This is a genomic window from Weissella diestrammenae (assembly GCF_014397255.1).
Lineage (GTDB): Bacteria > Bacillota > Bacilli > Lactobacillales > Lactobacillaceae > Weissella > Weissella diestrammenae.
Genome location: NZ_CP060724.1, coordinates 115,201 through 130,893 on the forward strand (window position 1 = coordinate 115,201; position 15,693 = coordinate 130,893).

The following is a 15,693-nucleotide window of genomic DNA, read 5'->3' on the forward strand; positions in this document are numbered from 1 at the left end:
ATCAACGATCCACCTTTGTTTGTTGAATACAATATAATCTGAATTGAAAGAAATCAAGACTGGCATTTTGTTGATGTACAGCTTCGTAATTCCAGTTATCAATTGACCCCTGCAAATTATCATTAAGCCATTGATACGTTTTTTTATCATAAAAGCGCAGATAATCAAATGCTTTTAACGGCACCATAATGGCCGCCGAAAGTAAATGTTCGCGCACAGTACTGACTTTCAACCCCCGATTTCTCACAATCAACTCAATGGATGCCCCTTGCATGAATTCTTGATAAGTTTGCTGCATCGATTGTGACATTAATTGACGTTGACTAAACGGTAACCAAAGCGCCTTTAACGGCGACAACTTTGATTCACGCAAAAAATGGCTTAGTGCTGCATACTGATCTAACTCCCAAAGGCGATAATCTAATCGCGACCAATTCTCATCAAAATTCAGCTGTTCAAAGACACGGCCAGGAATTTGATGTCCAGGCCAACTAGCGACCAAATTATCAGCATCGCTCTCTAGTCGAGTCTGCAAGAATGTCTGCAACGCGTCAACCCAAGTAACCCCCATATCTGTCGATCGATTTTGCTGATACCAACGTTTAACCAGTTGTTGCGTCAATAATGAGCTTGGTAAGGGATAATAAGTTGAATTATGGTAGGCTGACTCTGAAACAACTTGATTAGCTAATAAAAACACCTCACGAAAACCAATAACGTCTGCGACAAATAATTCATGTTTATTTTGAAGCGTATAGTGTTTGGATTGCTGACTCAACATCATCTGTTGTCCTAATGATGTACGGATGAATTGGCCAGGCGCAATTTCTTGAATATATTGTGTCTGTACTAAACGATTGATTGCCTGATTATATTTCTCACGCGATAATTTCGGCCAAATATTTATCAAATATAATAAGTCGTATCTTAAGCCATGATAGTTCGTCGAAACAGTCATCTGATTCCGCAATAGCCCATATAGAACTCGTGCTCGTCGTGGTTGTGATTGATGAAATAACGTTAACAAAAAGGTTTCCATCATTTATCTCCCCTCTACCGTGATTGTAAAAAATAGCCGCTTATAAACTATAAATACCGAAGCAAATAACTTGCTTCGGTATCCAATTAAACCTTTAATGCGCGTTGAATTGGCATTGCCATAATAACTGCTAATCCTGATAAAATAACGCCTTGTAACAAATTAAATGGTACCACTGCCATGATTAAATAATTGAATACACCAAATGTTTTGCTAATATCAAAATTGGCAAATTGTGCATATAGCGGCACCGCATAATAATAATTAAGCGCCACCATCAAAACCGTCGTCAATATTGAGCCAATAACAACCGCACTACTAATACGCAACCAAAGCTGCCAACGCGTCCGCTTTAAATAATAAACCATAATCGTCAACAACAATGCAAACGCCAATATATTCATCGGTAACCCAATATAATCATTGACACCAGCGTTATTTAATAACAATTTTAGGACTGACCGAACGAGTAATATGGCGTAGCCACTTTTTAAGTCCAACAATGTCGCACCAATAAAAATAGGTACAAAGGATAAATCAATTTTTAAAAAAGATACACTTGGAATTATTGGGAATGATGCAAAAACCATTAAAACGAATGCCACCGCCGATAATAATGCAATAACTGTCAATTGACGTGTTTTCATCTTTCTATCCTCACTTTTATAAGCGTCCGGCACTCTTTCGTACTTGCTTTCCAGATTTCAATTGCTGTACTTCCTCATAACGTAATTCACGATATTCTCCTGAAAGTAAATCATTTACCTCCAGCATACCATAGCGTTCGCGATGCAATTTAATCACTGGATGTCCAACAGCTTTCAACATTTCTTTTACTTGATGGTAACGTCCCTCGTGAATTGTTAGCTGAACCGTCGCTGTGCCCTTATGTTTATCAAACTTGACTATTTCCGCACGTGCTTCAGCTGTCTTTTTCCCATCCACTTGAACGCCCAAACGAAGGGCTTTTAAGGCATCGTTTGTTGGAATACCTTTAACTTTGGCAATATAAACTTTATCAATTTTGTAACGAGGATGCATCAATTGATTCGCCAATTCACCATCATTAGTTAGTAACAATGCACCTGTTGTATCATAATCCAATCTACCGACGGGATAGACCCGCTCACGAATATCGCTGACAACGTCAATGACGGTCCGTCGATTTTTATCATCAGCACTCGTCGTGACAACGCCTCGAGGTTTATTTAATAGATAGTAAACCTTTTTTTCTGCACCTTCAATCGGCTCACCGTTTACCTCAATTTTATCATGCGGTTCAACCTTAGTTCCTAATGTTTTCACCGTTTGTCCATTTACCGTGACGCGACCTGCTAAGATTAACGTTTCAGATGCTCGCCGTGATGCAACACCTGCTTGAGCCATCACTTTCTGTAATCGTTCAGCCATTTTGTTCCTCATTTTCTAATGTGTTTTCTGTTGTTTGTTGTTCGCCACTTGGCATCAATGGTACCGTCTGATTGGCTTGACTTTGTAACTCATCCAAAGCCGCAGCATTAACCAACGGTGGTAATTCTGTGATTTGACTAAGCCCAAAATAATTCAGAAAATAGTCCGTTGTCCCATACAAATTAGGTCGACCTGGTTCATCTGCTTTACCTTTACTCGTCACTAAATCTCGCATGACTAATTTTTGCAAAGTCGAACTTGATTGAACGCCGCGAATTTCGTCAACTTCCATCCGTGTTATCGGTTGGCGATAAGCAACAATCGCCAAAACTTCCAGCGAAGCTTGACTTAGTGCAGTCGTTAACGGTGCTGTGAAATACCGCTGAACGACATTAACCAATGACGTTTTGGTCACCAATTGATACCGATCGGCTGTTTGTAATAAAGCCAAGGCTGAATCATCATCATTCACATAACGTTGCGTCAACGAATCAAGTAATCCCTTCACAGCAGGCTTTGCAAACTCAGTTGCATGCGCCAATTCAGCAATTGTGACCCCTTCATCTCCCGCAACAAACAACAACGCTTCAATTTGTTGTAAATTTGTCATTCCGCTTCGTCCTTTTCTTGATATGCTTTATCACTCATCATCATGTCAATTTTACCAAATTTGTCATTTTGCTGAATTTTTATATGCTGATGTCTGACCAATTCAAGAACGGCCAGAAATGTTGTGACCCATTCGTCCCTGGTGGCTTGCGCACCAAATAATGATTGAAAAGCAACTTGATCTTCAGTTTGAATGCGCTGCATGACAAGTTGCATTTGCGCCTTGATTGACCAAGTTTCTCTCACCATAGTCCGTGGTCGCTTTTGCACTCGCTTTCGACGAGCTAACATATCATTAAATGCTAACTGTAAATCTAAAATAGCCAATCCTTCAGGCAATGGGGCCATCTGAACGTCATCCGGCACCGTCATTGGGGTCCGGCTAAATTGCAGCATACGTCCTTCTTCGCGTTCACGTAGCTCATCAGCTGCATTCTGATATTTTTGATATTCAAGCAACTGATTCATCAACGCCTCACGCGGATCGGGTTCATACTCAATCTCTGCTAACTCGCTTTCATCTATCTCAGGTTGTGGCAATAAAAAGCGTGATTTAATTCGCATTAAAGTTGCTGCCATCACAAGAAATTCACCCGCTACGTCTAAATTTCGCTGTTTTTCTTCAGCTAAAAACAGTAAATACTGACTTGTGATATCAACAATCGGAATATCCAAAATATCCATCTCATTCACTCGTATCAAATGTAATAACAAATCTAACGGGCCATCAAAATCTTTTAAATGATATGTGATTTCTTCAGTCATGTTTCGTCATTTTCCATTCATTCACTAATTTTTGCGTTGTAATCGTACCCATCAAGGTTAATTCAGGAAACCAATTGCTCAAAGCTGTGTAAATATCATGCCCAACTTTTTGACGTTCTACAACCGGCACTTCTGGTCCAAAAGCAACTAGCCGTAGTAATACGGCATCGTAAACTTCTTCAACACCCAATACTGCAGTAAAATGTTTGGTGATTGGATCTTTCCACAACATCAAAGTACGAGCATCTGAGACTTGATACCATTGTAATTCACGTGTGACTTCTGCATAAGTCGGCAAACTCGGAATATATGACATTAATCCCATGGCAATTTTTGGTTGTTCATCTGAAACAATCACTAACATATCGAATACCCTTCCCTTTGTTTTTTCCTATGCTCGCGGATGACTTTTTTCATATACTTCTCGTAAATGTTTGTCTGAAACATGTGTATAAATTTGTGTTGTCGAAATATCTGAATGGCCTAACAATTCTTGCACAATACGTAAGTCCGCGCCATTTTCTAAAATATGTGTAGCAAAGGAATGGCGTAGGGTATGCGGTGAAACATCCTTAGTAATTCCAGCAGCACTAACCCAGGCTTTGATTAATTTCCAAACACCTTGTCGGGTTAATCCATGACCATGACCATTCAAAAAAATAATACTTTCATCTTGAACTTGGCCTAACATCGGACGAACCTCTTTTAAGTATTTCTTCAGCCAATAAGCAGCCAAATCACCAATCGGAATAATTCGTTCCTTATCACCTTTCCCAACGGTTTGAATTAAACCTAAATCAAGATGCAAATTATCCAATTTTAAATTAACCAGTTCACTAACGCGTAAGCCAGTGGCATACATCACTTCTAAAATAGTACGATTACGAATACCTAAATTAGTCGTAACATCGGGTACTGCTAATAAACGTTCAACTTCCTCCAAAGTCAAAACAGCTGGTAAGTATGCTGCTTTTTTCGGTGGATGAACTTGAGCCATTGGATCGGCCATCAGCCACTTTTGACGTAATGCGTATTGAAAAAGCTTACGCATCGAAGAGACCATTCTAATGATTGAATTACGTGCTTTACCTTCATTACTGAGTTCATTTAAATAGGTCATAATCAACAGTCGATCAATGGTTTCTATCTTAGGCACAGGCGATTGATGACGTAAAAACTTAAAAAAGCGGTTTAAGTCTTGTTGGTATGATGTCCGCGTATTTAATGATAAACCACGTTCAACGACAACATAATTTAAATATGATTGAAGATACTCATCATACATATCTTGTGCCATAAGTTACTCTCCTTGATAATCTGATTCAACGAGGTAAATGCCTGATTCATTCTGTTCAATGAGATGTTGTTTATATAAATGACCAAGTGCTCGCTTAAATTGTCCTTTTGACATATTAAAATAAGCCTGAATTGCTTTTGGATCAGATTTATCATTGTATGGTAATGTGTGTTGCTTTGACCTTTGCAATAAAGTCAGCAACATTTTGGCATCCCCATCGATGGCCTGGTAGGCCAATGGTTTCAATGACAGATTCAATAAGCCATCCTGACGTACACCAATCACACGCGTGACAAGTTGTTCACCTAAACGTGGTTCAGAAAACCGCTCACTTGGATGAATAAATCCGATTTGATAATCATCAGTAATGACCAAGGTCCCCACCATCTTTAGCCTATATACAGTGGCCTTAACATTTTTGTTGCCCTTCATCTCTGCTTTTGCAGGAATACGAATGGCATTCAAAATATCATTAGTTGCTAATTCACCCCATAAACGGTCCTTATGGTCAACCCGTAAAGTAATCATCAATCGATCACCACGCTGTGGCCATAACTCTTTAATTGTTGGCAATTCATCTAATGAAACCACCACATCTTTGTTCGGCAATCCGATATCAACAAAGACCCCGAGATCGCGTCGAACATCAGTAACAGTACCAAACGCATAGTGACCCAATCTGACATCTGGCACATTTTTAGTGATTTGTAGCTGCCCTGACTGATTTTCATATGCAAAACCAGTAACCTGCCCACCAATGTGAAGTGGCTTTTGTAATTCACTTTTATTTATTTCATAAGTTAAACCTGCAACTTGTGCAAAATAATCTGTCGTGTTCTCATCTGTCACGATTGCCGTGAGTATTTCTCCAACTTTATAAGTCATTATCATTTCTTTCATGTTTTGAATATTTTATGTCAACTAGCTTGTCTGTTAATAGAATACCAAAAAACAATTCGAATTACCATAGAAGATCCACACTAGCCTCTCATGTTATTTCCAAACAAAAACACCTTAACCCTAGATTAGCATTCTCTAATCCACGGTTAAGGTGTCTATTGATTAACATACAAGTATAACACTCGCTTAGTTAGTCTTTTTGGTAAACAAATTTGAAAATGGTGAATCACCGTTATTTGCTACCTGTGTTAAAAAGATTTTAATTGCGGTTTGTGTTGTTAATCCTTGTTGCTTAAAGATTTCATCTGCTGAATCTTTCACATTTTCTTCTACGCGCAATTGAATCAATTTTTCTGCCATATCAACATCCTCTTTCAATCTTTTAATCGATTTTTAATCACGTTATTAGAATATCACACACATATTAAAACCGTCAAAAGATAAGACTTGAAAAACTATACAAGAGCACCCTATTATGCATATTTTCGTATGCGACTACTGTTTATCCGTGTCAAACCAGATTGTCACAGGACCATCATTTATCAATGAAATTTGCATATCAGCACCAAATTCACCAGTTTCAACCTGAACACCTGCTTGCGCAAGGGCCTGATTAAAATACTGATACATCTGCTGTGCATGTGCCGGTTGCCCAGCTCGGACAAAACTTGGTCGATTCCCTTTTTTTGTGTCTGCATAAAGCGTAAACTGCGAAATTGATAAAATGGCACCGTTCACTTGTTCAAGGTTGAGATTCATTTTGTCATCAGCATCAGAAAAGACACGTAACCCTAAAATTTTACGTACAAGATATTGGCATTCAGCGACCGTATCTGAATCTTGTATACCTACCAATAACACATACCCCTGCTCAATTTGACCAATGATTTGTTTTTGAACCGATACACTAGCTGATTTTACACGCTGTAATAATACTCGCATTCAATATACCCTTCCTGATTACTTGAAGGCGCGCTTTACACCGTCAACATCTTTTACATTTTTAACTGAATCCATCACTCTTTGTAACTGTTCAAGATTTTTAACCCCAACAGTCATTGATACAACCGCATGATTATTGCTATCAACTCGCCCATTAATCGAGCTAACCATCTTGGTTTGATTCCCCACCATTCGAATGATATCGTTTAAAAACTTAGAACGATTTTCGCCAGTGATAATCAAATCAGCGTCATACTCACGTTTTGAATTACCCTGTGGTTCTTCCCAAGCAACATCAACCAAACGTTGTCCCAATTCATCGGCAGCTGCCAGATTTGGGCATCCTACGCGATGAACAGAAACACCTCGACCTTTTGTGATATAACCAACAACGTTATCTCCTGGCACCGGTGTACAACAATGGCCCAAGCGAACTAACATGGAATCAATTCCCTGAATCAGAATCGGGTCATCACCCTTACGCTGTCGTGTGTTTTTACTTTGCGTATTGGTTGTCCCCACAGTTTCATGGTCTTCAAAAATCGACTTCTGTTCGGCTGCTAATCGTTGTTCCTCAATTTTAGCGCGAATTTCTTCAGTAAATTTATTTGAAACACCTTGAGCTGATAATTCACCAAATCCGATTGATGCATACATATCATCAACGGTATGGTAATGCAGTTTCTCCATGGCACGTGCTGCATTATCCGGTAACATTAGTGTTTCAGGGTCAAAGCCTTGCGCACTTAAATACCCAGCAAGTTCAGCTTTTCCAGCCTCAATATTTTCATCACGATCCTGTTTTCTGAAATATTGCTTAATTTTATTTCTGGCACGTCGCGTTTTAACAAGTTTCAGCCAATCACGATTCGGTTTAGCATTTGCACTTGTTAAAATTTCAACGATGTCACCCGTCTTAATTTCATAATCTAGCGGCACAATTTTATCGTTAACTTTGGCCCCCGTTGTCATATTACCAACGTTCGTATGAATCGTGTATGCCATATCAAGTGGACCAGCCCCTTGAGATAGCTCAAAAACATCACCTTTAGGCGTGAATGCATATACACGGTCCACAAATAAATCACTTTTGACTGATTCCATGAAATCGCCAGAATCACTAGACTCATTTTGTAATTCCAAAATTCCTTGAATCACATTTAACTTCTGTTGATCCGTATTCTGAACATCTGCGCCCTTGAAGTTACCTTCTTTGTATGCCCAATGAGCTGCCACACCAAATTCAGCAATTTCATGCATTTCATGCGTTCTAATTTGCACCTCAAGTGGTCGCCCACCTGGACCAATTACGGACGTATGCAATGATTGATACCCGTTTGCTTTTGGTAAAGCAATATAATCCTTGAAACGGCCTGGCATCGGGGTCCAATGCGAATGAATTGCACCTAGAACAGCATAGCAGTCACCAACCGTATTTACCAATACACGAATAGCTAATAAATCATAAATTTCATCAAATGCTTTATGTTTATCATGCATCTTACGATAAATTGAATAAATATGTTTAGGTCGACCATAGACTGTTACATTTGTCAGATTTAAATCGACAATGGTTTGTTCAATGTCGCGAACCGCGGTTTCTACAATTTCTAATCGTTCGTTTCGGCGTAATTGCATCGATTTTGCAATTTGATGATAAGCCTCATAATCAAGGTAACGTAGCGATGTGTCCTCTAGTTCCCACTTGATTGTCATGATTCCCAAACGGTCAGCTAAGGGGGCATATATTTCTAATGTTTCACCTGCTATACGTTTTTGCTTTTCTGGTCGCAACGCTGATAATGTCCGAATATTGTGCAAACGGTCAGCTAATTTAACAAAAATAACGCGGATATCATGAGACATCGCTAATAATAATTTTCGATGATTTTCAGCTAAACGTTCTGAATCCGACTTATATTCAATCTTTGATATTTTAGACACACCATCGACAATCGCTGCGACATCTGCCCCAAATTCATGTGCGACATCTTCGATTTCAGCATCTGTGTCCTCAACAACATCATGCAAATAACCAGCAATTACAGTATCTGGGTCCATTTTCAAGTCGGCCAAAATACCCGCAACCTGAATCGGATGGATAATATATGGCTCACCAGATTTCCTTTTTTGTGCTCGATGTAAATTAAAAGCATATTCATACGCATGGTCAACTGCTTGAATATGTTCTGTGTTCATATAGGTTGCATATAGTGCATGCACTTCTGCTTGGGTTAAAACTTTTGCATCTGCCATTTGATTATCCTTAGTTTATCGATGCCACACCGATTGGGATTTCCACCCGCAGCGCCACACCGGATTTATCCATACGGATATTTGCTTTTATTGTACCCCAAAACCTGTGATTTACAAAAATTTCTAGCCACTAGAGTACGCTACAAACCTGTTTCACTTAATAGTTTTGAAAACAACATTATTCGTGCCAAAAATCGACTGTAATGCACGCATCGTTGCTTGATCTGATTGAAGCCATTGAGATTGAGGTAATGCAAGCTTGCGATTATCTGCTTCATAGACAACCAAGACGGGATTATTACCATGATGCACTTGGAAAACAGCCTCTAGCTCAGTATTGATTGTCTGATTTTCAGCAGACATTGGTACACGTAAATACCATTGCCCCTTTGATGGTGATTCATCGCTATTATCAGCTCGCGTCTGATTGTTTTGTAATAGTTGTTGCGCAGAAACAACTTGATTTGCAATAATTTGTAGGCCATCCCGCCCTTTTTGTTGTTGTACTGTACCATAAACGGCAACAATTTGTTCTGCTTGTAATAGCGGTTTAATCAGCGTGTACGTTCTTGGAAAGACAGTAACCGAAATTTGACCTGTCAAATCCATAGCATCAACAAATGCCATAGCATCACCATTTTTCGTCCGAATCAGCTTAACATTTTCAATATATAGCAGAATTTTGATACTTTTTTGATCAACTGATAAATTTGAAACGGTGGTCAAATCATCCCGATTAACCGCTTCTAAAATTGGTTCAAGCGGATGACCACTGAGATACACGCCTAAATACTGCTTTTCATGTTGTAGCCGTTCATTTTGACTATAATCATCCATTTCTCTGACTTTTGGTGTCAATGATTTGAAAAGCGATAACGATTCACCTGCTAAGCCGATTGCATCAATGAACCCTTGCAACGACACGACCAAGGCTTTGCGATTTGGATTAAAACGATCAAATGCGCCAACGTCTACCAGCGGAGTAATGGCTTCAACCGAACGAAACTTATTATCAATTCGACCAATAAAGTCTGCCAGATCTTTAAATGCACCCTGTGCCTGTCGACTAGCAATGATGTTTTCTCGAAAATCACGACGCATCCCTTGAATACTTGCAAAGCCCATCTGTAACCCGTCTGTATTACTCGAATAACCAGCCCAACTCAAATTAATATCAGGTCGATTGATCATAACTTTTGCATTTTTTGCTTCTAAAATGTAATGGCGAACCTTTTCTTGATTGTTAATGTCTGCATTCAAAACGGCTTTAAAAAAGGCAGTTGGATAATGCGCTTTTAGATAGGCCAGTTGGAATGCCAATTTCGAATATGCAACTGAATGTGAGCGATTAAATCCATATTCAGCAAATGTTTCAATATACCCATACACCTTTTGTGCCAAGTCTTGTGTATGTCCCTTTGCGATCGCACCAGAAATAAATTGATTTTTAATTGCTGCAATTTTATCAGCATCCTTTTTAGACATCGCACGACGTAACAAGTCGGCTTCACTCAATGAGAAACCGGCAAACTTCTCAGCGACACGCATCACTTGTTCTTGATACACAATCACCCCATAGGTTGGTGACAAAATGTCAGCAACACTATCATCTAACAAATCAATTGCTTCCTGTCCGTGCTTACGCGCAATAAACGTTTGAATATTCTGCATTGGTCCTGGTCTAAATAACGCGTTTGCAGCGACTAAGTCTTCAAACCGGTCTGGTTTTAATCGGCGCAGCATATTTTTCATACCAGATGATTCAAACTGAAATATACCATTCGTATACCCTTGTTTAAATAGCTCTAATGTCTGTGAGTCATTTAAATCAATTTGATTAATACTAAACCCTTTTTCATACTTAGTAATCTCATTTAGCGCAATATCTAAAATGTTCAAATTGGACAACGCTAAAAAATCCATCTTCAACAAACCCAATCTCTCAACTGGGTTTTTAGTTAATTGCGTTACCAATCGACCGTCTTCGCCCAATTGTACCGGAATCGTTTGAACCAACGGTGTGGCGGATAAAACAATCCCCGCAGCATGCAATGAATGGTTTCTTGGCAACCCGATGACTTTTTTAGCTGTATTTAATAGTAATTGGCCATCAACCGGCAAATCAATCAATACATTTTGCAAGCGTTGCGATTTTTTAACTGCTTCGTCCAAAGTGCTGACATCATTTGGAATTGCTTTTGAAAGTTGATCCATTTCAGCTGGTTTTAACCCAAACACGCGTGCGACATCGCGCATACTTTGTTTCATGCCAAAAGTTGAAAACGTAATAATCTGTGCCACTTGCTGATGTCCATATTTGTCATGCAAGTATTCCAATACAATTTCACGCTTGTTGTCAGGAATATCAATATCAATATCTGGCATTTGTGCTCGTTCAGCATTTAAGAACCGTTCAAACAACAAATCAAAGGCGATTGGATCGACATCAGTAATGTATAACGCGTATGCAACCAACGACCCAGCAGCTGAGCCTCGACCAGGGCCAGTTCTAATTGACTGCCGATGCGCAAAATCAATCACATCCCACACAATTAAGAAATACTCATTAAATCCCAATTGATCAATGACTGCTAATTCATCTGATAAACGTTGATAATACTGTGTTGGTTCACCTTGCAGGTCACGTAAGCGCCGTTTCAGACCCTGCATAGATAAGTCAGCCAGATAATCCTTGGCGCTTAGCTTTTTATCTGCAATGACTTGGGGTAAGTTGGTTGATACTTTAGCCATTTCAAACTGGCTGTGGGCTGCTAGCCAATCCGAATTCAATGCAGCATCACTCAAATTTTTGGCTCGATATGCATTTTCCCATAATTCAGCTTGCTGTAAAAACTGCTGCCCGGCTTGACTCATCGATGCCCCTAAATTAGTTAACACCTCGCCTTGTCCGATACCTTGTATCACTCGCCTTGTAAATTGATCTTCCGGATCAAGATACCGCACTTCATCAAACGCAATTAATCGCAATGCGGCGGGCTCAGCTATGGTCCTTATCGTCTCTATCTCTTCTGAACTCATTTCTAAGTTAACACCAATAAAAATGTGATCAGACGAAAAGAAATGCACCAATTCAGCGATAAACTCATTTGCGCCCGTCGTGCCATTCATCAGTAACAACGACAATTCACTAATACCTGGGACAACGATAAATAAACCGCCAAAAAAAGGTTGCAAATCAGTAAGCGATACTGTTTGACCTGCTTTACGTGTTTTCAAAAAACTCGAGATTTGAATTAAATGATGATAACCTTGTTGATTTTCAACGTACAAAGTCAAGGGAAACTGTGTTGCTGCATTGATTAAGCCTTGCACCTCAATCGTCAAGCCCAATACTGCATGTATCTCATTATTCTGTGTTGCTTGATAAAATTGATCAAGCGCATAAAGCACTGTTTCATCAGCCAACCCAACCGCACGATAACCGCGTTTTTGGGCTGTTTCAACTAAGACGGTTGGCTGAAGTGGACTTTGAAGTAGCGTATACGTACTTCGAATGTTTAAGGGTACCATTAGCCTCCCCCTTTCACGATATCAAGTCATTTAGTTTAATTATACTTGATTAATAATCTAAAAGAAAAGCGCAGAACAAGTGTCCTGCACCTTCTATGATCAATTTTAAATTACGCTTCTTCGTCTTCGTCCGAGTCCATAACAACCTTTGGTGCATGAGCCTTTGAGATAAAGTATGACGCAATAGCGCCAATTGAGCCTGTCACTAATGCCACAATAATCGTTTGTTGGTAATCGGCATGTGCATTTTGTAGCGCACTACCAATATAACCAATCACCGCACCTAAAATGGCTGTCCAGAAAAATGTTACGATGTACCGCATGTTTGTCATCCCCACTGAATTATAATTTATCTTCATTTTACGCTTTTCAAAGACAGATGTCACATGAAATCTTACGTTTTTCAGATTTCGATCATCCACAACTCATACTTTTAACCAGTACTTCAACTGTTCCAAATAGAAATTTTAATTGCTTTGATATGAAATACCATCAATTGTCATTTTATGATTGTAAAATACGTGTACTATTTCCGTCTTGAATATTTGATAATCTCATAATCAAAATCATTCTCATCATCTGCATGTCCCAAACGAATTGACTCTCCCTGCCAAATTGTTTTATCAACGGGTGCCATCATCACATCACCTGTAAAATCAGTGTTTAAATAAGTGACATACAATTGAGTGGCATCAGGCATAAAGGATTCATAAATAGCCTTACCACCAATTACCATGAGCTTCTGATTCTGCTGACTTGCAATCGTTTTAGCCTCGTCGATAGAATGTACGACTTGAAACCCTTCAGGAACAACTAATGATTTGTCATGTGACAAGACCAAATTCGTTCGATGCGGTAATGGGCGGCCGTGAAATGATTGCATTGTATGGCGTCCCATAACAACAACCTGATTTTGAGTGATTTCACGAAAGAAACGCATATCGGCTTTTTCACGCCATGGTATTTCACCGTTCATCGCAATTGTCCCGTTTTCAGTCTGAGCCCAGACTAAGATCGTATCAACCATATTCAATCTCCTTTATGATTCAGACCGCTCTTCTAATTCGGCCCAACGATTCATCTTTGTCTCTAACAATTCATTCTTTGCATCAAGCGTTTGCTGGAGTACTGCTAATTCTTCAAAGTCAGTCCCGCTCTGATTCATATTAGCAGTGATATCACTAATATCTGTCTCAAGCTGTTCTATCTCGGCTTCAATCGAACCATACTCGATTTGTTCAGCATACGTTAACTTCTTTTTGCCTTTATTGTCATGTCGCGTTACCTCTTTTTCTGCGACATATTGTTTTGCTGCTGGCTTATGGTCGCCTGAAGAGAGCATTGGGGCACCATTTTTCAACAAATAATCTGAGAATTGACCATCGTAAGTCTCAATTTGCCCTTGTCCATGAAAAATGAATAACCGGTCAGCAACCTTATCCAAAAAATATCGGTCATGGGAAACCGTAATTACAGTCCCCGCAAATTTCTGCAAATAATCTTCGAGCACAGTCAATGTCCCAATATCTAAATCATTAGTCGGTTCATCCAATAGCAAGACATTTGGCTGTTCCAAAAGTAATTTGAGCAAATACAAACGTCTTTTTTCGCCACCTGATAATTTTCGGATTAACGTACCATGCATAAAACTAGGAAATAGAAATTGTTCCAGTAATTCCGTTACTGATACCCGATCACCGTCGCGATTTGTCACTGTTTCAGCCACTTCTGACAAATAAGCAATAACTCGCTTATCATCCGGAATCGGTTCTGTTTGCTGTGTATAGTAAGCTAACTTGACAGTCTCACCAATTTCAACTGTCCCCGCGTCTAATGCCACTTTCCCAGCAATCACGTTTAACAAAGAGGACTTACCTGTACCATTTGGGCCAGTAATTCCAATGCGTTGATTAGCTTGAATCAACGTGTCAAAATGTTCTAAAATGACCAATTGATCAAACGATAAATCGGCTTGTTCAATATTGATCACTTTCTTGCCTAATCGCGTCTGTCCCAAATTCACTTCAACATCGCTATCAAGTTTTAATGTCCCCTGCTTTTCAGCCACTTCAGCAAAACGGTTTTCTCGTGCTTTTTGCTTCGTTGAACGCGCTCTAGCAGAAGTACGCATCCATGCTAATTCTTGTTTATATAACTGTGCCTGCTTATGATCAGCAACCTTTGCTGCCGCAACACGTTCTGCCTTAGCCGTAACATATGCTTCGTAATTACCGGTATATTCATATAATTGACCAAACGAGAGTTCAAATACACGATTTGCCACATGATCAAGAAAATAACGATCGTGTGTAACGGCCATCACTGCCCCTTTATAATGGGTTAAATATTTTTCTAACCACTCAATTGAATCAAAATCCAAATGATTTGTTGGCTCATCAAGCAGTAAAAGATCGGGTGCTTGAATCAAAATCTGTGCCAATCCAACACGTTTACGTTGACCACCAGATAGTGCAGAAACCGGTAAATTCAGATTAGGCAAATGTAATTGCGTTAAAATCGTTTTCACTTCCGACTCAGCTAACCAAGCGTCTTCTTGCGTCATTCGTTCTTCTAATTGCGTGTATCGCCTTAACGATTTAGCGTCATTTGGATCCATTGAATAAGTTTCTAAGGCCGCCTCATAATCACGAATTAATGCAAAAATTGGCTGTGCTCCAGCAAAAATGGCATCCATCACTAATTTATCTTCATCCAATTGGGGTTCTTGTGTCAAATAACCAATTGAATAGTCATTAGGCGTCTCAATTAATCCTGAATCAGCTGGCGTCGTTTGAGCTATCGCGTTTAGCAACGTTGTTTTCCCCGCACCATTGACCCCAACAATACCGATTCGATCACCTGTTTCTACCAGAAAAGAAACAGTATCTAAGAGGGTCTTTTCGCCGTATACACTAGATAGTTTTGTTGCTCGAAATTGTTTCAT

At 39.4% G+C, this 15,693-nt stretch carries 15 protein-coding genes; all 15 read right to left on the bottom strand.

Annotation, left to right across the window (positions count from 1 at the left end; genetic code table 11):
• Position 1: 1 nt before the first annotated feature.
• Entirely contained in the window at positions 2–1,042 is a 1,041-nt protein-coding gene (locus H9L19_RS00545) for a helix-turn-helix domain-containing protein (RefSeq protein ID WP_187529262.1), read from the bottom strand.
• Positions 1,043–1,125: 83 nt separating this feature from the next.
• Entirely contained in the window at positions 1,126–1,686 is a 561-nt protein-coding gene (locus H9L19_RS00550) for an ECF transporter S component (protein WP_187529263.1), read from the bottom strand.
• Between the two features lie 16 nt (positions 1,687–1,702).
• Positions 1,703–2,449 carry a pseudouridine synthase gene (locus H9L19_RS00555; RefSeq protein ID WP_187529264.1) on the bottom strand — a complete coding sequence of 249 codons (747 nt, stop codon included), beginning with the start codon at positions 2,447–2,449 and terminating at the stop codon, positions 1,703–1,705.
• Entirely contained in the window at positions 2,442–3,059 is a 618-nt protein-coding gene (gene scpB, locus H9L19_RS00560; protein WP_187529265.1) for an SMC-Scp complex subunit ScpB, read from the bottom strand. Before scpB ends, H9L19_RS00555 begins: the two co-directional genes overlap by 8 nt.
• Complete coding sequence (locus tag H9L19_RS00565) at positions 3,056–3,823, bottom strand: segregation and condensation protein A (protein WP_187529266.1); 768 nt, start codon at positions 3,821–3,823, stop codon at positions 3,056–3,058. The genes scpB and H9L19_RS00565 overlap by 4 nt, the downstream gene beginning before the upstream one ends.
• Positions 3,816–4,187 carry a hypothetical protein gene (locus H9L19_RS00570; RefSeq protein WP_187529267.1) on the bottom strand — a complete coding sequence of 124 codons (372 nt, stop codon included), beginning with the start codon at positions 4,185–4,187 and terminating at the stop codon, positions 3,816–3,818. The genes H9L19_RS00565 and H9L19_RS00570 overlap by 8 nt, the downstream gene beginning before the upstream one ends.
• 27 nt (positions 4,188–4,214) lie before the next feature.
• Positions 4,215–5,120 (bottom strand): site-specific tyrosine recombinase XerD, encoded by a 906-nt coding sequence (xerD, locus tag H9L19_RS00575; RefSeq protein WP_187529268.1) that lies wholly within the window; start codon positions 5,118–5,120, stop codon positions 4,215–4,217.
• A gap of 3 nt (positions 5,121–5,123) precedes the next feature.
• Positions 5,124–6,005, bottom strand: a complete 882-nt coding sequence (locus tag H9L19_RS00580; RefSeq protein ID WP_187529865.1) for a CvfB family protein — start codon at positions 6,003–6,005, stop codon at positions 5,124–5,126.
• 201 nt (positions 6,006–6,206) lie between these two features.
• Entirely contained in the window at positions 6,207–6,380 is a 174-nt protein-coding gene (locus H9L19_RS00585) for a type II toxin-antitoxin system RelB/DinJ family antitoxin (protein WP_187529269.1), read from the bottom strand.
• 135 nt (positions 6,381–6,515) lie between these two features.
• Positions 6,516–6,962, bottom strand: coding sequence for a D-aminoacyl-tRNA deacylase (dtd, locus tag H9L19_RS00590; RefSeq protein ID WP_187529270.1), 447 nt, complete (start codon positions 6,960–6,962; stop codon positions 6,516–6,518).
• Positions 6,963–6,980: 18 nt separating this feature from the next.
• A complete protein-coding gene (locus H9L19_RS00595; RefSeq protein ID WP_187529271.1) occupies positions 6,981–9,218 on the bottom strand; it encodes a RelA/SpoT family protein in 2,238 nt (745 codons plus the stop codon).
• 153 nt (positions 9,219–9,371) lie between these two features.
• Positions 9,372–12,749 (bottom strand): DNA polymerase III subunit alpha, encoded by a 3,378-nt coding sequence (locus H9L19_RS00600; RefSeq protein ID WP_187529272.1) that lies wholly within the window; start codon positions 12,747–12,749, stop codon positions 9,372–9,374.
• A gap of 110 nt (positions 12,750–12,859) precedes the next feature.
• A complete protein-coding gene (locus H9L19_RS00605) occupies positions 12,860–13,108 on the bottom strand; it encodes a YjzD family protein (protein WP_243198185.1) in 249 nt (82 codons plus the stop codon).
• 167 nt (positions 13,109–13,275) lie between these two features.
• Complete coding sequence (locus tag H9L19_RS00610) at positions 13,276–13,776, bottom strand: dihydrofolate reductase (RefSeq protein WP_187529273.1); 501 nt, start codon at positions 13,774–13,776, stop codon at positions 13,276–13,278.
• Between the two features lie 12 nt (positions 13,777–13,788).
• A complete protein-coding gene (locus H9L19_RS00615) occupies positions 13,789–15,693 on the bottom strand; it encodes an ABC-F family ATP-binding cassette domain-containing protein (RefSeq protein WP_187529274.1) in 1,905 nt (634 codons plus the stop codon).

Coding starts and splice junctions, on each gene's coding strand:
- H9L19_RS00545 (WP_187529262.1), bottom strand. CDS start 1,042: ATGATGGAAACCTTTTTGTTAACGTTATTTCATCAATCACAACCACGA.
- H9L19_RS00550 (WP_187529263.1), bottom strand. CDS start 1,686: ATGAAAACACGTCAATTGACAGTTATTGCATTATTATCGGCGGTGGCA.
- H9L19_RS00555 (WP_187529264.1), bottom strand. CDS start 2,449: ATGGCTGAACGATTACAGAAAGTGATGGCTCAAGCAGGTGTTGCATCA.
- scpB (WP_187529265.1), bottom strand. CDS start 3,059: ATGACAAATTTACAACAAATTGAAGCGTTGTTGTTTGTTGCGGGAGAT.
- H9L19_RS00565 (WP_187529266.1), bottom strand. CDS start 3,823: ATGACTGAAGAAATCACATATCATTTAAAAGATTTTGATGGCCCGTTA.
- H9L19_RS00570 (WP_187529267.1), bottom strand. CDS start 4,187: ATGTTAGTGATTGTTTCAGATGAACAACCAAAAATTGCCATGGGATTA.
- xerD (WP_187529268.1), bottom strand. CDS start 5,120: ATGGCACAAGATATGTATGATGAGTATCTTCAATCATATTTAAATTAT.
- H9L19_RS00580 (WP_187529865.1), bottom strand. CDS start 6,005: ATGACTTATAAAGTTGGAGAAATACTCACGGCAATCGTGACAGATGAG.
- H9L19_RS00585 (WP_187529269.1), bottom strand. CDS start 6,380: ATGGCAGAAAAATTGATTCAATTGCGCGTAGAAGAAAATGTGAAAGAT.
- dtd (WP_187529270.1), bottom strand. CDS start 6,962: ATGCGAGTATTATTACAGCGTGTAAAATCAGCTAGTGTATCGGTTCAA.
- H9L19_RS00595 (WP_187529271.1), bottom strand. CDS start 9,218: ATGGCAGATGCAAAAGTTTTAACCCAAGCAGAAGTGCATGCACTATAT.
- H9L19_RS00600 (WP_187529272.1), bottom strand. CDS start 12,749: ATGGTACCCTTAAACATTCGAAGTACGTATACGCTACTTCAAAGTCCA.
- H9L19_RS00605 (WP_243198185.1), bottom strand. CDS start 13,108: ATGAAGATAAATTATAATTCAGTGGGGATGACAAACATGCGGTACATC.
- H9L19_RS00610 (WP_187529273.1), bottom strand. CDS start 13,776: ATGGTTGATACGATCTTAGTCTGGGCTCAGACTGAAAACGGGACAATT.
- H9L19_RS00615 (WP_187529274.1), bottom strand. CDS start 15,693: ATGAAACAATTTCGAGCAACAAAACTATCTAGTGTATACGGCGAAAAG.